The organism is Microbacterium xerophyticum (assembly GCF_053543555.1).
The window spans coordinates 142,114-159,282 of sequence record NZ_JBLVOB010000004.1; the positions used below are offsets into that span (position 1 = coordinate 142,114).

Annotated in this window: 13 protein-coding genes; 9 read left to right on the top strand and 4 right to left on the bottom strand. The window is 68.7% G+C overall.

Annotated elements, in window-relative coordinates; genetic code table 11:
- Nucleotides 1-15: 15 nt before the first annotated feature.
- Nucleotides 16-1,278 (bottom strand): endonuclease/exonuclease/phosphatase family protein, encoded by a 1,263-nt coding sequence (locus ACNPNP_RS03305; RefSeq protein ID WP_448964638.1) that lies wholly within the window; start codon nt 1,276-1,278, stop codon nt 16-18.
- Between the two features lie 292 nt (nt 1,279-1,570).
- Between ACNPNP_RS03305 and ACNPNP_RS03310 the strand changes: the two genes are divergently transcribed.
- On the top strand, nt 1,571-3,172 hold the full coding sequence (locus ACNPNP_RS03310; protein ID WP_448964639.1) for an ABC-F family ATP-binding cassette domain-containing protein: 1,602 nt from the start codon (nt 1,571-1,573) through the stop codon (nt 3,170-3,172).
- A gap of 36 nt (nt 3,173-3,208) precedes the next feature.
- Here ACNPNP_RS03310 and ACNPNP_RS03315 read toward each other — a convergent pair whose 3' ends face one another.
- Nucleotides 3,209-4,306: a PA2928 family protein gene (locus ACNPNP_RS03315; protein ID WP_448964640.1), complete on the bottom strand. Its 1,098-nt coding sequence runs from the start codon at nt 4,304-4,306 to the stop codon at nt 3,209-3,211.
- A gap of 96 nt (nt 4,307-4,402) precedes the next feature.
- Between ACNPNP_RS03315 and ACNPNP_RS03320 the strand changes: the two genes are divergently transcribed.
- The 7 genes from ACNPNP_RS03320 (at nt 4,403) to ACNPNP_RS03350 (ending at nt 12,765) form a co-directional block, all read left to right on the top strand.
- Nucleotides 4,403-5,707: a hypothetical protein gene (locus ACNPNP_RS03320; RefSeq protein ID WP_448964641.1), complete on the top strand. Its 1,305-nt coding sequence runs from the start codon at nt 4,403-4,405 to the stop codon at nt 5,705-5,707.
- The gene (locus ACNPNP_RS03325; RefSeq protein ID WP_448964642.1) at nt 5,704-6,756 is read left to right on the top strand and encodes a hypothetical protein; all 1,053 of its coding nucleotides are present in this window, start codon (nt 5,704-5,706) and stop codon (nt 6,754-6,756) included. Before ACNPNP_RS03320 ends, ACNPNP_RS03325 begins: the two co-directional genes overlap by 4 nt.
- A complete protein-coding gene (locus ACNPNP_RS03330) occupies nt 6,753-8,387 on the top strand; it encodes a hypothetical protein (RefSeq protein WP_448964643.1) in 1,635 nt (544 codons plus the stop codon). Before ACNPNP_RS03325 ends, ACNPNP_RS03330 begins: the two co-directional genes overlap by 4 nt.
- 80 nt (nt 8,388-8,467) lie before the next feature.
- Complete coding sequence (locus ACNPNP_RS03335; RefSeq protein WP_448964644.1) at nt 8,468-9,739, top strand: CHAT domain-containing protein; 1,272 nt, start codon at nt 8,468-8,470, stop codon at nt 9,737-9,739.
- A gap of 219 nt (nt 9,740-9,958) precedes the next feature.
- A complete protein-coding gene (locus tag ACNPNP_RS03340; RefSeq protein ID WP_448964645.1) occupies nt 9,959-10,993 on the top strand; it encodes a PA2928 family protein in 1,035 nt (344 codons plus the stop codon).
- An 18-nt stretch (nt 10,994-11,011) separates the two neighbouring features.
- A complete protein-coding gene (locus ACNPNP_RS03345; protein WP_448964646.1) occupies nt 11,012-12,211 on the top strand; it encodes a PA2928 family protein in 1,200 nt (399 codons plus the stop codon).
- 11 nt (nt 12,212-12,222) lie between these two features.
- Nucleotides 12,223-12,765, top strand: a complete 543-nt coding sequence (locus ACNPNP_RS03350; RefSeq protein WP_448964647.1) for a hypothetical protein — start codon at nt 12,223-12,225, stop codon at nt 12,763-12,765.
- Here the strand turns inward: ACNPNP_RS03350 and ACNPNP_RS03355 are convergent.
- Nucleotides 12,711-14,027, bottom strand: a complete 1,317-nt coding sequence (locus ACNPNP_RS03355; RefSeq protein WP_448964648.1) for an HNH endonuclease signature motif containing protein — start codon at nt 14,025-14,027, stop codon at nt 12,711-12,713. The genes ACNPNP_RS03350 and ACNPNP_RS03355 overlap by 55 nt on opposite strands.
- Nucleotides 14,028-14,295: 268 nt before the next feature.
- Here ACNPNP_RS03355 and ACNPNP_RS03360 point away from each other — a divergent pair, with 268 nt between their 5' ends.
- Nucleotides 14,296-15,591 (top strand): cytochrome P450, encoded by a 1,296-nt coding sequence (locus ACNPNP_RS03360; protein WP_448964649.1) that lies wholly within the window; start codon nt 14,296-14,298, stop codon nt 15,589-15,591.
- Here the strand turns inward: ACNPNP_RS03360 and ACNPNP_RS03365 are convergent, their stop codons facing one another.
- Nucleotides 15,592-17,166 carry a beta-N-acetylglucosaminidase domain-containing protein gene (locus ACNPNP_RS03365; RefSeq protein WP_448964650.1) on the bottom strand — a complete coding sequence of 525 codons (1,575 nt, stop codon included), beginning with the start codon at nt 17,164-17,166 and terminating at the stop codon, nt 15,592-15,594.
- Nucleotides 17,167-17,169 lie beyond the last annotated feature (3 nt).

Consider the following 17,169-nt stretch of genomic DNA (forward strand, 5'->3'; position numbering starts at 1 on the left):
CGCCCTGCCCGCGCCTCAGTGCTTCTTGCCGCCGCCGGGGACGTCGACGTCCGCCCAGACGAGCCGGTGGTCGCTGGAGGGGAACGGATAGACGCCGGTCAGGCGCGAGAGCGGGTCGTCCGACGCCGGCCAGAACACGCCGGAGTCGATGACGCGGATCTGACGGCTCGGCAGCACGTAGTCGACGCGGATGTTCCCCGGCGGCTCGGCGAAGTCGGCGGTGTCCTGCGCCGGGTCGCCCACGTGCTCGAGGTTGATGCCGCCCTGCAGGTCGGCCGCCTCAGCGGCCCCTTCGCTCTCCGGCACGGATGCCGTGTTGACACGGGGGCTCTCGAGCAGCTGCTGGATGGCGCCACCGGTGGAGTCCCCGTCGTTGGGGTCGGCGTTCTGGTCTCCGGCGATCACGAACAGCTCGCCTCGTCCGAGGCCTCCGCTGCGCCCCTGATCGTCGGTGATGTACGACCCGGCGCGGCCCCCGGCGACGTAGTCGGCCCAGAGGCGGATCTCGTCGTGATTGCGGCGGCCGTTGCGGTCCTCCGCGCCGTCGAAGGTGGGCGGGGTCGGGTGCGACACGAGGAAGTGCACGGTCTTGTTCTTCGACACCTGGATCGGCACGTCCCAGTGCGACTTGCTCGAGAGCGGGAACTGCGCGAGCTCCTCCGGCGAGTAGAAGTCCGCGGGTTCCGCGGTCGCGGAGTCGTCGGGCAGGAGCGCGCCCGGCATGTCCGCCCAGAGGAGGTTCTGGAACGTGCGGACGGCGTCCTGGCCGATCGGATGCTTCGAGTACACGGCCATGCCGTACTGCCCGGGGAACAGGCCGAAGCCCCAGGCATCGTCGCCGCCGGAGATCGCGCCGTCGTTGTTCAAGTCGAAACCGCTCGGCACACCGGTGTTGACGGGTGCGGAGTAGCGGTAGGCGTACTCGACGGGCTCGGCGTCGCCGTGCGCCACCGACAGATAGTTCTCCTGGAACAGTCGCAACGCCTCGCCTGCCGCGTCGTAGTCGAACTCGTTGATCAGCAGCACGTCGGGGTTCGCGCGCTGGATGATCTCGGCGATGACGTCGGCCTGCGGGTTGCCGGGGGCGGAGAGGTCCGCGACGAGCGCGCCCTCGGTGCCGCGGTTGAGGGAGGCGTTGAAGGTGGCGAAGCGCAGATCCGATCGGTCGCCTGCTTCGTGCGGAGGCGCGGCGACGGCCGGCGCTGCGGTCGAGACGGCGGCCCCGACGACCAGTAATGCGGCGAGAGCTGCGGCTCGGGCGCGACGATGCGTGTTCATGCGAGCAACGCTAGCCCGCCACGATGACGCCGAGAAGACCGATCGATGAACGGATGACGACCGCGACACGCCCGGGGGTTGCATGGAGCGACACGCCCGGGTATCGTCGTCACGTCCTGTCCGCCGTGTTTGGAAGTTCATTGATCTGATCCGTCGCCTCCGCGCTCTTCTTTCCGCGCGCTGACACGGATCCTTCCTCCGGTTCATCTCCGCCTCTCTCGGCGACACCCTTCGACGGGCTCAGGGACCAGCGACCCGTGTCGGTGCATCCGCACATCCCGGGAGACACCCCATGTCATTGCAGAACACCCACGCATCGGTCACCCTCGACCGCCTCGCTTTCACCTGGCCGGATGGCCATGCGGCCCTCGACGGCGTCACCGGCTCGTTCGGCACGGGCCGCACCGGCCTCGTCGGCCGCAACGGCTCAGGCAAGTCGACGCTGCTGCGCCTGATCGCCGGAGAGCTGCCTCCGACGGCGGGCGCGATCCACACCACCGGCGACGTCGCCTACCTTCCCCAGAGACTGACGCTCGACGTCGATCGCCGCGTCGCCGAACTGCTCGGCGTCGCGGAACCGCTGGATGCCGTGCGCGCCATCTCCGCGGGCGACGTCGACCCTGCGCAGTTCGACGCGGTCGGCGACGACTGGGACATCGAGGCCCGAGCCGAGGCGTCGCTGGCCGAGGCCGGGCTCGATCCGTCGTTCCTCGATCGCCGCGTCGGTGAGCTCTCCGGCGGGGAGGCCGTACTCGTCGCGATCTCCGGCATCCGTCTGCGGCGCGCGCCGATCACGCTGCTCGACGAGCCGACCAACAATCTCGACCGCGACGCCAGGGCTCGTCTGGGCGACATGGTGCGCTCGTGGAAGGGGACGCTCGTGGTCGTCAGTCATGACGTGTCGCTGCTCGAGTTGATGGACGACACGGCTGAGCTCTATGCGCACGCGCTCAGCACGTTCGGCGGCCCGTACTCCGAATGGCGTGCGTGGCTGGACGGCGAGCAGGATGCCGCACGCCAGGCCGAACGCGATGCGAAGCAGTCGCTCAAGAAGGAGAAGCGCCAGCGCATCGAGGCCGAGACCAAGCTGGCGGGCAGGGCCCGCATGGCGAACAAGGCGTTCGTCGAGAAGCGCGTCCCGAAGATCATCGCGAACGGCAGGAAGATGGCCGCTCAGGTGTCGGCCGGACGACTGCGCACCGAGGTCGCCGAGAAGGAGAGCGAGGCGAGGGCCGCGCTCGATGAGGCCGGGCGGCGGGTGCGCGGTGACGCCTCGATGAAGATCGAGCTGCCGGATCCGGAAGTGTCGAGCGCACGGCGCATCGCCACCCTCGGCGACGGCGAACGGTCCTGGATCATCCAGGGACCGGAGCGGGTGGCGCTGATCGGTCGCAACGGCGTCGGCAAGACGACGCTGCTGGAGCGGCTGGTCGACGGCATCGCGGACGGCTCGCCCGCCGCGCCCGCCCACACCGATCGCATCGGCTACCTGCCGCAGCGCATCGACGGGCTCGACGATGCGCGCTCGGTGCTCGAAAACGTCGCGGCGGCCGCGCCCACGATCCCGGAGAAGGAGTTGCGCAACAGGCTCGCGCGGTTCCTCATCCGCGGTGACACGACGGACAGGCCCGTCGGCACGCTGTCGGGCGGCGAGCGCTTCCGCGTCGCGCTCGCGAAGGTCCTGCTCGCCGACCCGGCACCGCACCTCGTGGTGCTGGACGAGCCGACGAACAACCTCGACCTCGACACCGTCGACCAGCTCGTCGAGGCGCTGCGCGCGTACGGCGGCACTGTACTGATCGTCAGTCACGACGACGTGTTCCTGGATCGGCTCGACCTGGATCTGACGCTCGAGATCGTCGAGGACGGGCGGATGCAGGAGGTGCCGATGTGAGACGCCGTGGGGCTCGACGCCTGGGCGCCGGCGGCGTCAGAGGATCGTCATCCACCACGGCATCTCGCCGATGGGCACGGCCGTGAAGGCACCGTCTTCGCCGAGGATGAGGAGCTGGTTCGCGTACCAGGCTCCCGGCGGGGTGGAGATGACCGCGGTCGAACCGCCGCCGGTGATCGCACGAACCGCTTCATAGGGCATCTCGCTGGATGAGACGATCTCGCCGGTCACGGCATCCACTGCGCTCAGCAGTATCTGCTCGGCGTTGATCGATTCCCGATGCTGCACGAGCAGGAAGCCCTGCTCGATGCCGGCGGGTACCGGTACCTCCGAGAGGTCGCCGGGGAGGATCGCGGCGTCCACGAACTCCGTGGACCTCGACGGCGGTCCTCCCGGCGGCGTGATCTCCAGGATGCTCCGCTGCACCGCTTCCGAAATGGATTCGATCGCGTAGACCGTTCCGTCAGATCCCTCTGCGACGTCGACGGTCTGCGTCAGGGCGCTGTCGTCGAAGTGCGATGACGTGCTCAGCACGTCCCGCCAGGCGCGCACGGTCATCAGGTCCGCCTGCTCCGCCTGCGTCCGCCCGACCGGGATCTGCAGGATCTCGCCCGTGCCGCTCAGCACCGTCACGACGTCCGCACCTTCGTCGTAACCGTACGCACTCGCCTCGAAGACGGCGCCTGACCCGAGTCCGTCGACGTCCGCGCCTTCGGCGTGCACTTCTCCGGATGAGGAATCGAGGATGACGAGCCCATGATCCGTGCCGACGTAGACCCAGTCGGCGTCACCGGCGAGCACGACCGCGTCGCCGGCGAGATCGTCGTTGAGATGCGTGTCCCACAGCTGCTCACCGTCGCTCAGGCGGATGGCCGCGGCCCGCATCTGGAACGCCGGCTCGAAGAACCCGGGCCGCGACGTGTCCAGGTACGTGACGACCGCGACCTCTTCTTCGCCCATCGCGATGACGGCGGATGTCGCGGTGACCTCGACGTCCCGTGACGAGGGGGTCGAGACGAGGACAGCGATGAGGATCGCACCGACGACGATGAACGGTGACAGGATGATCAGGGCGAAGATCCATCGATGCTTCTTCGACGAGCGATCCGGAAGCGATTGCACCGTGATGTCCATGGGCTGCTCCTCCTTTCACTGTCAGGATCGCACGACGGCTCCGCTCCCGATCACGGGTTGTGCCGGCGTCGCCGCGCCTGGCTAAGGTTGACGCATATGAGCCCGTCCACGAAGCTCACTCCAGCGAATGCAGCACCCGCTGAACCGGGTGCGCCGCGCCCGCGCGCCCTGGTGATCTCGGAGGCGTGGCTCGCCCTCGGCGACGGGGTCGCACCACTCAGCAACGGCTCCGGACGTCCGCTCGCACGCACGGTGAAGCTCATCCTCGAGCCGCTGATCATCCGCCCCGTGCAGAATCCGCAGCTCGCGGGATTCTCTCTCGCGCCGGATGCCGCGACCGAGCTGGCCGCGCGCATCGCATCCGCCGGCGACGATCTTCTGGCGACGGCGGAGTGGTTCCTCGTGCTGAAGAGGGCCAGGCGCGTTCTGCGCATCACCGAGGGCAACCCGCAGGAGAAGTACTTCCAACGGTGCTTCGAGCTGGCGCGCACCCAGGGCCGTCCCGCGCCCGCTACCGCCGACGAGACCGCGTCCGAGATCGTGTCGGAGATCGCGCACGCCGGCGGCGACGCTCTCATGAGTCGCATCCGCGCGCTGCTGCAGGATGCCGACGAGGTCGGACGTCTCGAGGGCGCGCTCGAAGAGGCGTGGAGGACGCGCCAGCGGCACGCGCCTGGACCGGACGCGCGAGAGATGCTCACCGCTGTGCTCGACGACTGCGGCGGTGCGCGCACTCCCGAGCTCGATGAGCTGATGGACGCACGCGCCGGCAGTGCGGCGGCGGCGCAACTGGAATCCGCCGACGTCGCGCGCCGGCTCGGCCTCACTGAACTCGAGCGCCCGGCGGCTCCGGCGCTCGGTGCAACGGCGTCCAAGCGCGCGCTGCCCCGTCCGTTCGATCGATCGGTGTTCGAGCGTCTGTTCGCCGCGCTCTCGGGCGGCGCTCCGCTCGACACGGCCATCGGAGCGGACGAGGTCGTGGAGGACGAGATCGCACGCACGGCGAGCGCATGGGAACTCGCGAACGAGCAGAGCCGCGTCGTCATGCTGCTGGGGGTGGAGGCCAGTCACGCGCTGGAGCCCACCGAGCTGCTGCATCCGACGAACGCCCATCGGCTTCTCAGCGGGCGGTGGGAGCGCGAGGCCTACGTGCGCCGTGCGCTGCGTCTGCCCGGTGAGTTGAGCGGGGTCCCTGAAGCTGTGCGCGATGACATCCGCACCGTTCGTCAGGGCTATCTGCGCAGGCTGTGGGTGCGCCTGCACGGACGCGAACTGCGCGACCAGCAGACGACGGGCGCCGAGCTGTGGGACACCCTCGACGGCGTGCTCCGCTCTGTCGTGATGGATCAGCGACAGCGGCTGAAACTCGCGATCGGCCGTGATGTGGAGGGCGTCGCATGAGCATCTGGATCCGCATCTCCGACGGCTCGGCGCTCATCTCGCACTCGGCACCGGCCGTCGAGCGCGCAGCCATCCGCACTGCGTTGGTCGAAGCGCGCGGGGCGCTTCTCTCATGGGATGCCGCCTCTGACGAGCGTTTTCCGGATGCGGAGATCCACGGCCCCGTGCAGGCTCTGGCGTGGCTCGCCGAGATCTACGGCGTCGACATCGCCGCCGCTGTCCGCGCCGCCGTCGACGCTTCGCTGCCCCTGCCGCAGGACGCCGAGCTCGTCGATGCCGCGCATCGTCTGGCGGCTCTGAGCTGGGCACGCCACTGGTGGCCGGCGGGGATCTACACCCCGGCGTTGAACGGTGCGATCCTCGCTGCCGAGACGGTGCTCGCCGCCCATGCTGTGGAGCACCTGCTCGATGATGAGGATGCCGTCGAACGCGCACTGCACGAAGCGGCGGGGGCTCCATCCGCCCTCGCCATGGTGCCGCCGCGATTGCGAGCCGACGCCGCGTCCCTCGCGGACGCCCTCACGTCCCTCGCCGACGACCATGGCGTCGTGCTGGATCCCGCCGTGATCTCCCAGCCCGAGGGCTGGGCGCTCGCCGCCGGTGCGCGCACGCAGCCGGACGACGGCATCGAGATCAGCCACGGCACGTCTCCGGTGCGCTGGGCCGACGTCCCCGCCCGGACCGTCGCGGCGGACAGCGACGCGCAGTGGTCGCTGCGACACGTCGATGGCGTCCCGCACCTGCACATATCGGTCGCCGCCGTCCCTGGTTCGTCGGCCGACCTCTGGGCCCGCTTCGGCCCGGAATCGCTCGATATCGATGTCCCGCTGCACGGCGACGGCAACCTGTTCACCGGCCACGCCCAGGTCGCCGCATCCGTCGCCCTCCTGCCTCTCGATGACCGCACGCTCTGGGTGCGCGACCCGATCCTTGCGCCGGTGCCGGGCCCGCCCGAGGCCGAAGACGACCGCGATGCGGTGCGCGAGCACGCCGTCGCACGGCTGGATGATCCGCAGTCGAGCCTCGCGGAGCGGGCGGCGGCGGAATGACCGACCGCGACGATCCGCGCGCCATCCGGGGGCGGGTGCCGACCAGCGAGCCATGGATCCCGGTGCGCGATCTCAACAACGACGGCGCGAATCTGCTCAGTCGGGGCCTGCTCGACGAAGCTGCGCAGAAGCTGGGTGAGGCGGTTGCACGCACGGAGGGCAGCGACGAGATCGATGCTCGGGATCTGCGTTCACGGGCGCTGCTCAATCTCTCCGGGGTCTACGACCACCGTGCCGAACTCGACGAGGCGCTGCGCCTGGTGGATGAGTCGATGGCTGTCGGCACCGCGCTCATGGAACAGATCGGTGATGAACACGGCACACGCACCGTGCTCGTGAACGCCATGGTCTCGCGCACACAGATCCTCGCTCAGAGCGACCATCTGCCCGAGGCGCTCGCCCAGATCGACGAGGCGCTGGCGACGCTCGACGCGCATGACGTCGTCCAGGGAGACCTCATGCGCTTCCAGTCCCACCATCTCCGGTCCTCGCTGCTGCTGTTCGTCGGTCGATTGGAGGAGGCAGCGTCCGAGGCTCGGCGCGCACTGGATCTCGCCGTTCGTGTGGATCCGCGCCTCGCCTCGCACGCTTACCTCACCCTTGCGGCCGTCTCGCAGCGCACCGGCGACCTGGTCGCCGCGAACGAGTACATCGAGCTCGCACACGAGGTGCAGGGCGAGGACAGCGACGCCGTCACCCGGCAGATCACCCTGGAGAACCGCGCGAGAGCCGCGATGCAGCAGGGGCGGTACGACGATGCCGGTGAGCTGTTCCGGCAGGCGACCGCGCTCGCCCACGATGCCGGACTCGTCACACGCGAGACCGCCAGTCGCATGGGTGTCGCGGCGGCCTATCTGCAGACCGGGAATCCGGCGCTGGCGGCGAAGGTTCTGCGCACGCTCATCACTGCGCTCGGAACCGATGGCGCGGTGCACGATCGGTTCGAGGCGTACAGTCACCTCGGTGATGCGGAGTCGAAGCGCGGCAAGTTCGTTCGGGCCGAGGATGCGTATCTCGCGGCCCGCGAACTGACGCGCTCCGCGTACGAACGCTGCCGCGTCGACCTTCGTCGGGCGGAGATGCAGGCGGAGTGGGCGAGCTTCACCCCGCTGCCGGGCAAGCGCATGGCGCGGCTGCGCGCGGGGCTCGACATGGCGATCCCCGTACTGCTGGCGACCGAGGCGTTGCGCGGTGACTTCGGGCCCGGAGCGATCCGCGAGCGCTGGAGCCTTCAGGTCGCGGCGCCCGCACGAGAGCTCGCGTTCCGGCTGGCGATGACGCTGGGCGATGGACAGGTGCTGTTCGAGTTGATCGAGAATGCCGCAGCGTCGGCGACCCTGCAGGCAGAGGCGATAGAAGCTCAGCTGACGAGCGAGGGGTCGGACGACGCTGCGGTGGCTCCCATCGTCGATCTGTTCGCCGATGAGGCGATCGACTCGGACGTCGAGCTCCCCGCAGCCGCATCCGGTTTCGCCGGAGCCTCGGCCTCGTCACCGCCGCTGCGCTTCGCCCCTCCGCCACGGGTGGTGGCCCAGCCCGGGGCCGAGCCCGCGCTTGAGAAGTGGATCCGCATCGCCGAGGCCGAGTACGGCGTCGCCGTGCGCTCTGAGACGGTCGTCGCGGCGTGGTGAGAGGTCTGACTCCGAAGAACTGGCGCGAGGCGAGGCATCTCGGGCCCGCCGCCCAGAGAGTGCAGGTCGACGGATCCGCGGTGCTGGCCGACTTGCCGGACGACGTGCAGCCCGTCGCCCGGCTGCGCTACGTGGACGGCGAGGATCTGTTCGTCAACTGGATCTGGGATCACCAGCTCGATTCGCCGCGTATGACGGCGATCGAAAGGCATCTGGTCGCACCGGCGCTCGAGGAGCTGGCACGAGCGTTGCCCACGCCGTTGCCAGGAGAGACCGGAGAGCAGGCGCTGAAGCGGGCGCTGACCGACGGCGTCCTGCTCGATCTCGAACGCGAGCAGCGTCTCGCCGAGTTGCTCACCTCAGCGCTGATCCCTGGCTGGCTCGGCGTCGAGCTGAATGCCCTCGAGATCGCGGGGAGGCGCCCGCACTTGCGCATCCAACTGTCCCCGTCGACGGCTCAGTTGCCGTGGGAGCTGATGAGCACCTCGAACGGCGAGCGCGGCATCGACATGGTCGATGCGTCGGTGCTGTTGCCGGCGTCACTGCGCAACGATCCAGCGCGGGTGGTCTCGCCGTGGAGCGCGGGCTCTGCCGTCGTCGCGGTGCTGGATCCCGTCGTTCCCGGCTTCTCGGCGGCGAGCGAGCTGGGCAGCGTGCTCGGGCCCGTCGACGCCGGCTCACCGCTGGCCGAGATGGTGCGCGATCTCGGAGGTCGCGTGCTCCCGTCGGTGGATGCCCCCGAGTCCGCGTTCCGGCGGCGTGATGTGGGCCGGGTGGAGCTCGGCGAGGCGGTGCGGGATGCGGGGCGTCTGATGTATGTGGGGCACGTCACGTCGTCCACGCATGCGCTGGATGCGCGCATGCATCTGTCGGATCGGGCGGATGCGCCAGGGTCGACGCCTCCGACCGGGCCGCATCGCCCGTATTCTGCGGCGGACATCGCTCTGGGAGCGCCCGGTCTCGAGCCGCTGCGTGCACCGAACAGGGTCGCACTGATCGCGTGCGACTCCGGGAGCGATATGCGCTTCGCCGAGCCGACCGGGCTCGTGGCGGCGTTCACTTCGCGCGGTGCCGAGTACGTGACGGCGACTCGGTGGACGCTTCCTACCGAAGCGGGCTTGCGGCGCTTCGTCTCGACCCTCGGCGATAGCGCCGAGGGGATGCTAGCCGAGGCCGTCATCGCGGTGAACTCGGCGCACGAGGCCCCTGATCCTGTCGCCGCGATGGGGCGCTGGCAGAGGGAGAAGCGTCGCCTTTGGACGCAGACCGGCGACCCGCGGCACTCCCCGATCATCTGGGGGACGCTGGCGACGGCATGGGCGCCTAAGCCCGCGAACGTAGGCGCGCGATAGGGGCGGACTCCGTGATCGGGAGGACGGGGCGAGCCGCCAGTATCACGGAATGGAACGCGAGAAGGGCGCACTGCCGGGCGCCCCGCCGCGGTGTGGAAGAGAGAGTCGCATTGCTCCTCGCACGTCGCGCGGCTTGCCGGTCACGAGCTCGCTCGCACGACGACCCGTGATCGGTAGCGCAGGCCGCTCGTAGGTTGAGATCAGGCGGAGGAGGATGCCATGTCGGGCGACACGAGCAGCATCTGGCGGAGACTGAGCACTCCGCTGATCTACGTCGCCGTGCTCCTCGTCCTCGTCACCGGCATGTTCGTCGTGGTGGCGCAGGCCTCGGGCCCCGCGCGCAGCGAACCGGCGGGCACGATCGCCACCGGGGAGGTCGACGGGCGCAGCGTGGCCGTCGTCGTCTACAAGGCCGACACAATGGGGCATCTCGACATCTTCCGCCTCGAGGCTGCGGGATTCAGCACCCAGGCCGAGGCGTTCGATCTCGTCACCGGCGATCGCATCTGGGACACGATGCTGATGACCGAGTTCGGCGGCACAGACGCCGAGGTCCTCGGCATGGGCTCGGACTACGTGTACGTCCGCAGCGCGAAGGGTCTGCTGATCCTGGATGCTGCAACCGGCGAGATCGTCGCTCGGGAGGCGGAGATCGGCGGGCTCGGTGACGACTACATCGCGTCGTTCGACGCGTACGCGTGGGATGCGCTCGCGAATGGCGTGGTGCTGCTCGATGCGAACGGCGCGGTGCTCAGCATCCCCGCCGGTGCTCTGGAGGCGGAGCCAGCCGACGCATCCGTCGTGGAGCGCTGGGTCCGCGTGCTGAACATCGACGATGACTATCCGTCGGCCTTCGATCCTTCGTATTGGGAACAGGTGGAGTCGCGGGCTCCTGTGCCAGGAGGAGGTCGGATCGATCCGACATGGGCTGCGGCCGGATGGGACGTGGACGTGCTCCTCGACGCCGACACAGGCTTCGCTGCCGGATGGCCGTACGGGTTCGCCGTGACGCAGACCTATCAACCAGCCTCGCGGGGTGATGCACCGTACGCGATCGAGGCCGGTGACTTGTCATCGCAGGAGCTGTTGGGCTCCGTGGAGGTGCAGACCGGGGTCTCGTTCGTCGTCGACGACGGGCGTGGACACGTCGTGATGCTGGCCGGAGGCGACGACAATCGCGGTCGTCTCGTGATCGCCACGGCCGACGGCATCCGCTCCAGCATCATCGGCGAGCGCGGCTTCTTCGGGCAGTGAGGGCGCGAGATGAAGGAGATGACACGCACGACGCGCTCACGCATAAGGTCCGTCGTGGCATCGATCGGCAGAGTCGCCGCGACGATCGGCGTGATCGCGTTCCTCGCGGTGTTCTTCGTGATCCCCGGGCCGCTGATCAGCACAGCCGCTGAGGTCGGCCAGGGGATCGCGTTCGCCGAGGTCGACGGGAGGGATGTCGCGATCGTCTCCTACGCGGATCACGGGTACGGCGGCTTTTCTTTCTTCCTCCCCTGGCAACAGCACGCCAGGGTGGTCGCCATCGACCTCGCCACGGGCGAGAGCGTCTGGGATCGCGGCGTCAGCGATACAGCAGACGTCCCAGCCGTGCTCGCCGCCGGCGATGAATACGCGTATCTGCGGGACGCCATCGACCTGATCGTGATCGATCTCACTGATGGATCGGTCGTCGCGCGCGCTGCGGATATCGCCGGGCTGGGCGACTTCGAAGCGTTCCAGGCCGAGATCATCCACAGCCCCAGGGAGAACGCGATCATGCTGCGCCCGGAAAGTGGTCGGGTGCGCGCGATCATGCTCGACACACTCGTCGCCGTGGAGGTCGACTCCCGCACGGATGCCACGTGGGGATGCGTGCTCGAACGTGGTGGGCAGGCGTACTTCACCGCGGTGCCTGAGCCGGTGCTGATAGACCGGGTGCCGACCGACGATGGCTCGCTCGGATTCGGGCTGCCGGCTGGAGCGGCCCCCGGCACACCAGGGAAGCTGCTGTCGCGCGGAGACGAGGAGGGAACGTCTGTCGCGGTGGGCTCCCAGACTTTCGTCGCGGGCGGATTCGTGGCGGAGTCAGTCATGAACGAGCCACAGGTCGGGGCGTGTCCGACCGCGCAGTGGCATGATGATGTGTTCCCGGGTGGCGAGAGCACCCCGGCGCCTCTCGGCGAGGCGCCCGGCTTCGCCGTCGTCGAGCACGATGCGAGTGCGCGAGACGACGACAGGGCGATCTCGGTGGTCGACACGGCATCGGGTGAGGTGCTCGGGACGAATCCCGCCGACTGGGGTGTGACGCAGGCGCGCAACGCGCCCGACGGTGGAGCGGTGGTGGTCGTGCAGAGATTCATCCGGGGTCCGTTGCCGAGCCTCAACGTGCCGATCACCGCGACAGTCGTCATCGTCGCGAGCGACGGCAGCACCCGGGAAGTCGTGCTCGCGAAGCACGGCTGGTTCGGGTTCTCATGGTGAGCGGTCGGCGGATGCGACGACTGGAGCGGTTCGCGTTCGCATACGGGATGCAGTTCGCGGTCGAGCCCGCGGGAGAGCGCCGCGCAGCGAGCTTCTTCGTGCGATCGGATCATCAGGATGCCGTCGCATGGTTCGGCGTTCCCGGGACGAAGGGGTTCGAGGTCGCGCAGCACATCGAACGGGTCGACATCGGCGGAGCGGACAACAAGGAGATGAAGACCCGCTGGACCTGGGCGGTGTTCACCCTGCGTCAATCCGGACGCTTCGCCGACGCCACGGCGGCGGGAGTCTGGTCGATGCTGCCGCGCCGCTGGAGCGTCGAGGTGGTCGGATCAGAGTTGTTCCTGGTGACGACCAGGCACACGTCTCTCACGTCTCCTCGGCTGTGGCGGATGCTGCGCGAGGTGCAGCAGGCACTGCATCCGGTGCTCGCGCACCCCGCGCGCACGTCGTCCCTGGCCGAGCGCGAGCGGCGCGGCGTCGTGTGCGAGATCACTGCTCAGAACGGCGCTTCGGATGGCATGCGGTCGGCGACGTCGGCGAGGGTGACGTAGGTGGCGACGCCGGGTGGGCGATCGACGTAGATCCTGCCGGTGGGGCTGGTCCATTCCAGCACGCCACCGCCGAGTTGTCGGACTTTCCAGGGCGTCTGATGCTTCGTCACGTGATGTCGGCGGCAGAAATCGGCCAGATTGGCGACGGTCGTCGCACCACCGTGCGCGTGATCGATCGTGTGATCGTCGTCGCACAGCCTTGCCACCAGTCGGCATCCGGGGAACCTGCAGCGCCGATCTCTGGCTCGCAGATACCGACGCATCTCGGACGAGGGGCGATACCTGTCGACTCCGAGCACCATCCCCGACGCCGGATGCGTGAAGACTCGATCGAAACCGGGAGCGTTGCCGACCAGGATCCGCGCGGTCGCAGGATCGACCGGGCCGACGCCCTCCAGATGCGCGGGAGAAGCGATCGCGTCGGGGTCGGTCAGGCTCAGCGCCGGGACCGTGATGTCGATGTGCGCGCGGATCTCTCCGAGCAGTCCGTCTTCGGTCTCATGGCCGGTCGGGGTGCCCGTGAGGATCAGGTCGGCGAGCAGATCGAACCGCAGTTGATTCATCGACCTCTCGTCTGCGAAATCGTCTGCCCCAGCATCCGCCGCAGCACCACCGCATTCCTTCGCGAGCCGCGCGTTCTCGGCCTTGACCTTCAGGCCCATCTGCGTCGCCCTGTCGTGCATGCCGTTGACGATCGCGCTCGGTCCGAACAGGGTGAGTTCGCTCATGCCGTCGTCGCGCCCGCGCACCCACGCTCCGCGCTTCTCGCGCGCTTCGCGATGCCGCTCGGTGAACGAGGTCTCCCGGAAGAGTTCGGCCGTCTGCGCGGCGAACGGACGCAGCCTGTTCGGGGACTCAGCCTCGGCGCGCGCGACCACAATCGCTTCGTAACGCGCCCTGTTCTCAGCATCCTCGATCTGCTCGCCGGCATCCATGATGACCCGCACATGCGCCTGCGAGATGTGACCCGCGCCGAACGATGCCGCCGTCGCAGGGAAGCGCTCCTGAAGCATCGCGGCGGTGCCCATATGCGACTCGATCGTGCGATCGCTCAACCGCAGCGCGGCGCCGATCTCGGTCGCGATCGCGCGCTGCGACATCTCCCGCGAATCGACGGAGTCGAACGGCTCATCATCGGCGATGCGGGAGGCCGTCGCCAACAGCGCCGACTTCGTTGCCATCAACTGATTGATCGTCTGGTCCACGGATGAGAGCGTCGTGACGACATCTTCAAGCAGTGCGTTCAGCACCGGTGAAGTCATCGTCGAAATGTTCATAAATACATTGAACTACTGGCCTCAGACATTCGTTCATAGTTGTGGAGTTGAGACCTCATTTCTACTCCGATGCTCTGTGGGTTCCCATGGATATCGGAGTATCGCGGGCGAGTTCCGTGATCACGGCGACCAGCAGCCCGGTGGACTGGCGGGGCGCGCACCACCCGACCCGATCGGACTCACTCGTCTAGCACAAAGGATCGAACCGCGCCTCCCCCTGGAACTTCGGTTCTGCTTCCTGCACCGTTGCGGCATGAGCAATCTTCTTCGCGATGACTCGGTCTCCATCCTCACCCGCGGCTACGACTTCGGTGCGCATATCTGGCGCAGGGTGCGGGCAGGTGCGAGGTCGGCGCCCATGCGACTGCTCGGAGACGAAGCGATCCTCGTGCGCGGCGCGGAAGGCGTAGAGCTCTTCTACGACGAACGTCTCATCGCGCGCCACGGCGCCATGCCCGCGATCGTGCAGGAGACGCTCTTCGGACACGGGTCGGTGCACAGCCTGGACGGTGAAGAACACCACCATCGCAAGGCGACGTTCGTCGATGTCGCCTATGAGGACGCGGAGGTCGAACGGCTGGTGCCGCTTCTGGAGCGCGAGTGGCACGCGGAGCTCGACGCCTGGGCAGACGGCACCAGCGGACGCTCCGCCTACGATGCGGCGGTCAGCGCGTTCGGAAGGTCGATCATGAGATGGGCGGGGCTGCCAGGCACTCCCGCCGCGAAGACGAGGTGGGCAGCGAGGCTCGCGCAGATCGTCGACGGTTTCGGAGCGCCCTACTCCCCCGGATTCGTGCTCGCCTGGCTGAACAGGGGCTGGTCGGACCGGCACGCCGAGAGGCTTGTCGAGGCCGTTCGTGCGAGCACGCTCTCGGCCGAGGCCGGCACGGCGTTGTACGAGTGGTCGTGGCACCGGGACCGCGATGGCGCACTGCTGCCGGCCCGCCTCGCGGGCATCGAGCTGCAGAACAGCATCCGCCCGATGATCGCTGTCGCGCGCTTCGTCGCCTTCGCCGCGAAGGAGCTGCACGATGGTCCCGAATTGCGCGCGCGCATCGCCTCCGAGACCGAAGAACGTGGCGTGCTGGTCGGCGGCGTTCTCGCCACGGCGTTCGCCCAGGAGATCCGACGCTCCGCCCCGTTCGTACCGATGCTGCCGGGATGGGCCCTCCAAGATGTCGAGCTCGACGGCGAGCGCGTCCCGGCGGGCGGTCGAGTGGTGCTCGACATCCTCGGCACGAACACGGATGCCCGTTCGTGGGCGTCACCGGAAGAGTTCAACCCCGACCGTTTCGTGGGCGTCGAGGATTATGAAGCGCTCGGGGTGTTCGTCCCCCACGGTGGCGCAGATGTCGCGAGCGGCCATCGCTGCCCCGGCGAGAAGCTCGCGATCGCCGGACTCGCCGCCGCCATAGCCGCCATGAGCGATCCCCGGGTGACGATCTCCGGCAAGGGCCTCGGTGTGAACCGTCGGCGCCTGCCCACGAAGCCCGCCTCCGGTGGCCGGGTGCGAGCAGCCGGGGCACCGTCGCGGTGCCCGTTCCATTGATCAGGAGCGGGAGCGCTCAAGCACCTGACGCACGAACTTCGGCATCACATCGACGCCGACCGTGGCCTTGTGCGCCTCTGCGCGGGTCAGCGCAGCCTCAGCATCCGCCGCTGTCGTTCCCGGCCGTCCCTCGTCCAGGTCCAGCGCGATCAGGCCCGCCGCCGCCATGTCCGCCGCAGCACGCAGCCACGGCTCCAATGAGCGAGCCGGCTCCGCCGATGTGTCGACGTCAGCGAGCACCTGCCACTGCTCCAGACGCATCCGCAGTTCGGCCGCGTTCGAAGCCGATTCGAGCGCCCGATCCGCCGCATCAGCGAGCGACTGGTCCATCGGCGCCGACGGCGGCCACGAAGACAGCGTCCGCACCAGCGGCGCCAGTGCCTGCGCCTGCGAACCCGCCACGACCCGCAGCGAAGCCCGCGCAGATCTGGAGGAGACATAGCCTGCGGGGTTCCACGCCCAGTCGGCGAACGAGGCGATGCCGAACCCACCCGGCGCATACTCGACCATCGGGTTCGACCACGCGCCGTGCAGGGCTGACCCGGCGAGGTCCGTCGTGCGTCCGAGCAGCGGTCCGAGGAACGCGCGCCGTCGATCGAAGTCGTTCACCGGGAAGTTGTCCCACAGAAGCAGCCGATCCCCGAATACCTCAGCCGCGGCGTCGATGTCCAGCCGGGTGATCTCGCCCACGACGGTGTCGGCACCCGTCCACCAGACCAGCGCATTATCGGGCAGTCCGGCCGCGAACGCGGTGCGATACTCCGACGCCGCCGTCCCGGCATAGTCCATCGGCACCACCAGAAGGTGCTCCCCGGAGAGGCGCGAACCCACAGCATCCTGAGACCGTCTGATCGTGAGGGCGTGCGCATCACCCAACGCAGCGCCGCCTTCGCCGAACCGCTCCGTGTCCCGCTCGTGCACTGGCGTCGGCGGCACGTCATCGAAGAGCAGGGCTACGTCGGGAATGCCGGCATCGAGCAGTTGCCGTGCCTTGGCCGCGAGACGCTCATGCTCGGCATCGTCCGCGAAAACCATCGATCCCGCCGGATGCAACCCCACCACGACGTCGACGCCATGCTCCGCCCCTTCTTCGGCGAGCTCGACGAGCCTCGTCAGGTCATCCGGAGGGTACGGCTCGCGCCACCGCTCGCGGTGGAGCGGATCATCCTTCGGTGCGTACACATAGGAGTTGAGCTTCAACCGCCCCGCGAAAGCCAGCGCGGCGAGACGCTCGGCGTGCGACCACGGCTCGCCGTAGAACCCCTCGATGATCCCTCGTCGCGCGAGCACCGGCGCATCATCGATCGAGATGTCCGGCACCTGCCCATCGTGAAGTCGCGCGAGTTCATCCAACGTGACTCTGGCGTACCGGAATCCACGCGCGTCAGCGGCGCGCACGGTGGCACGACCGCCCCGCACTTCGACGCTATATCCCTCGGGCGCGACGCCCGGCTGCCGAACTTCGACGATGTCGGAGATCACCTCCGTCACAGGACGACCGCCGCCGCGGAGTTCGCCGCGCTGCGGGCGGGGGACCAATTGCAGGTCGAAGAAGTCGGTGTCATCATCGCGCACAGT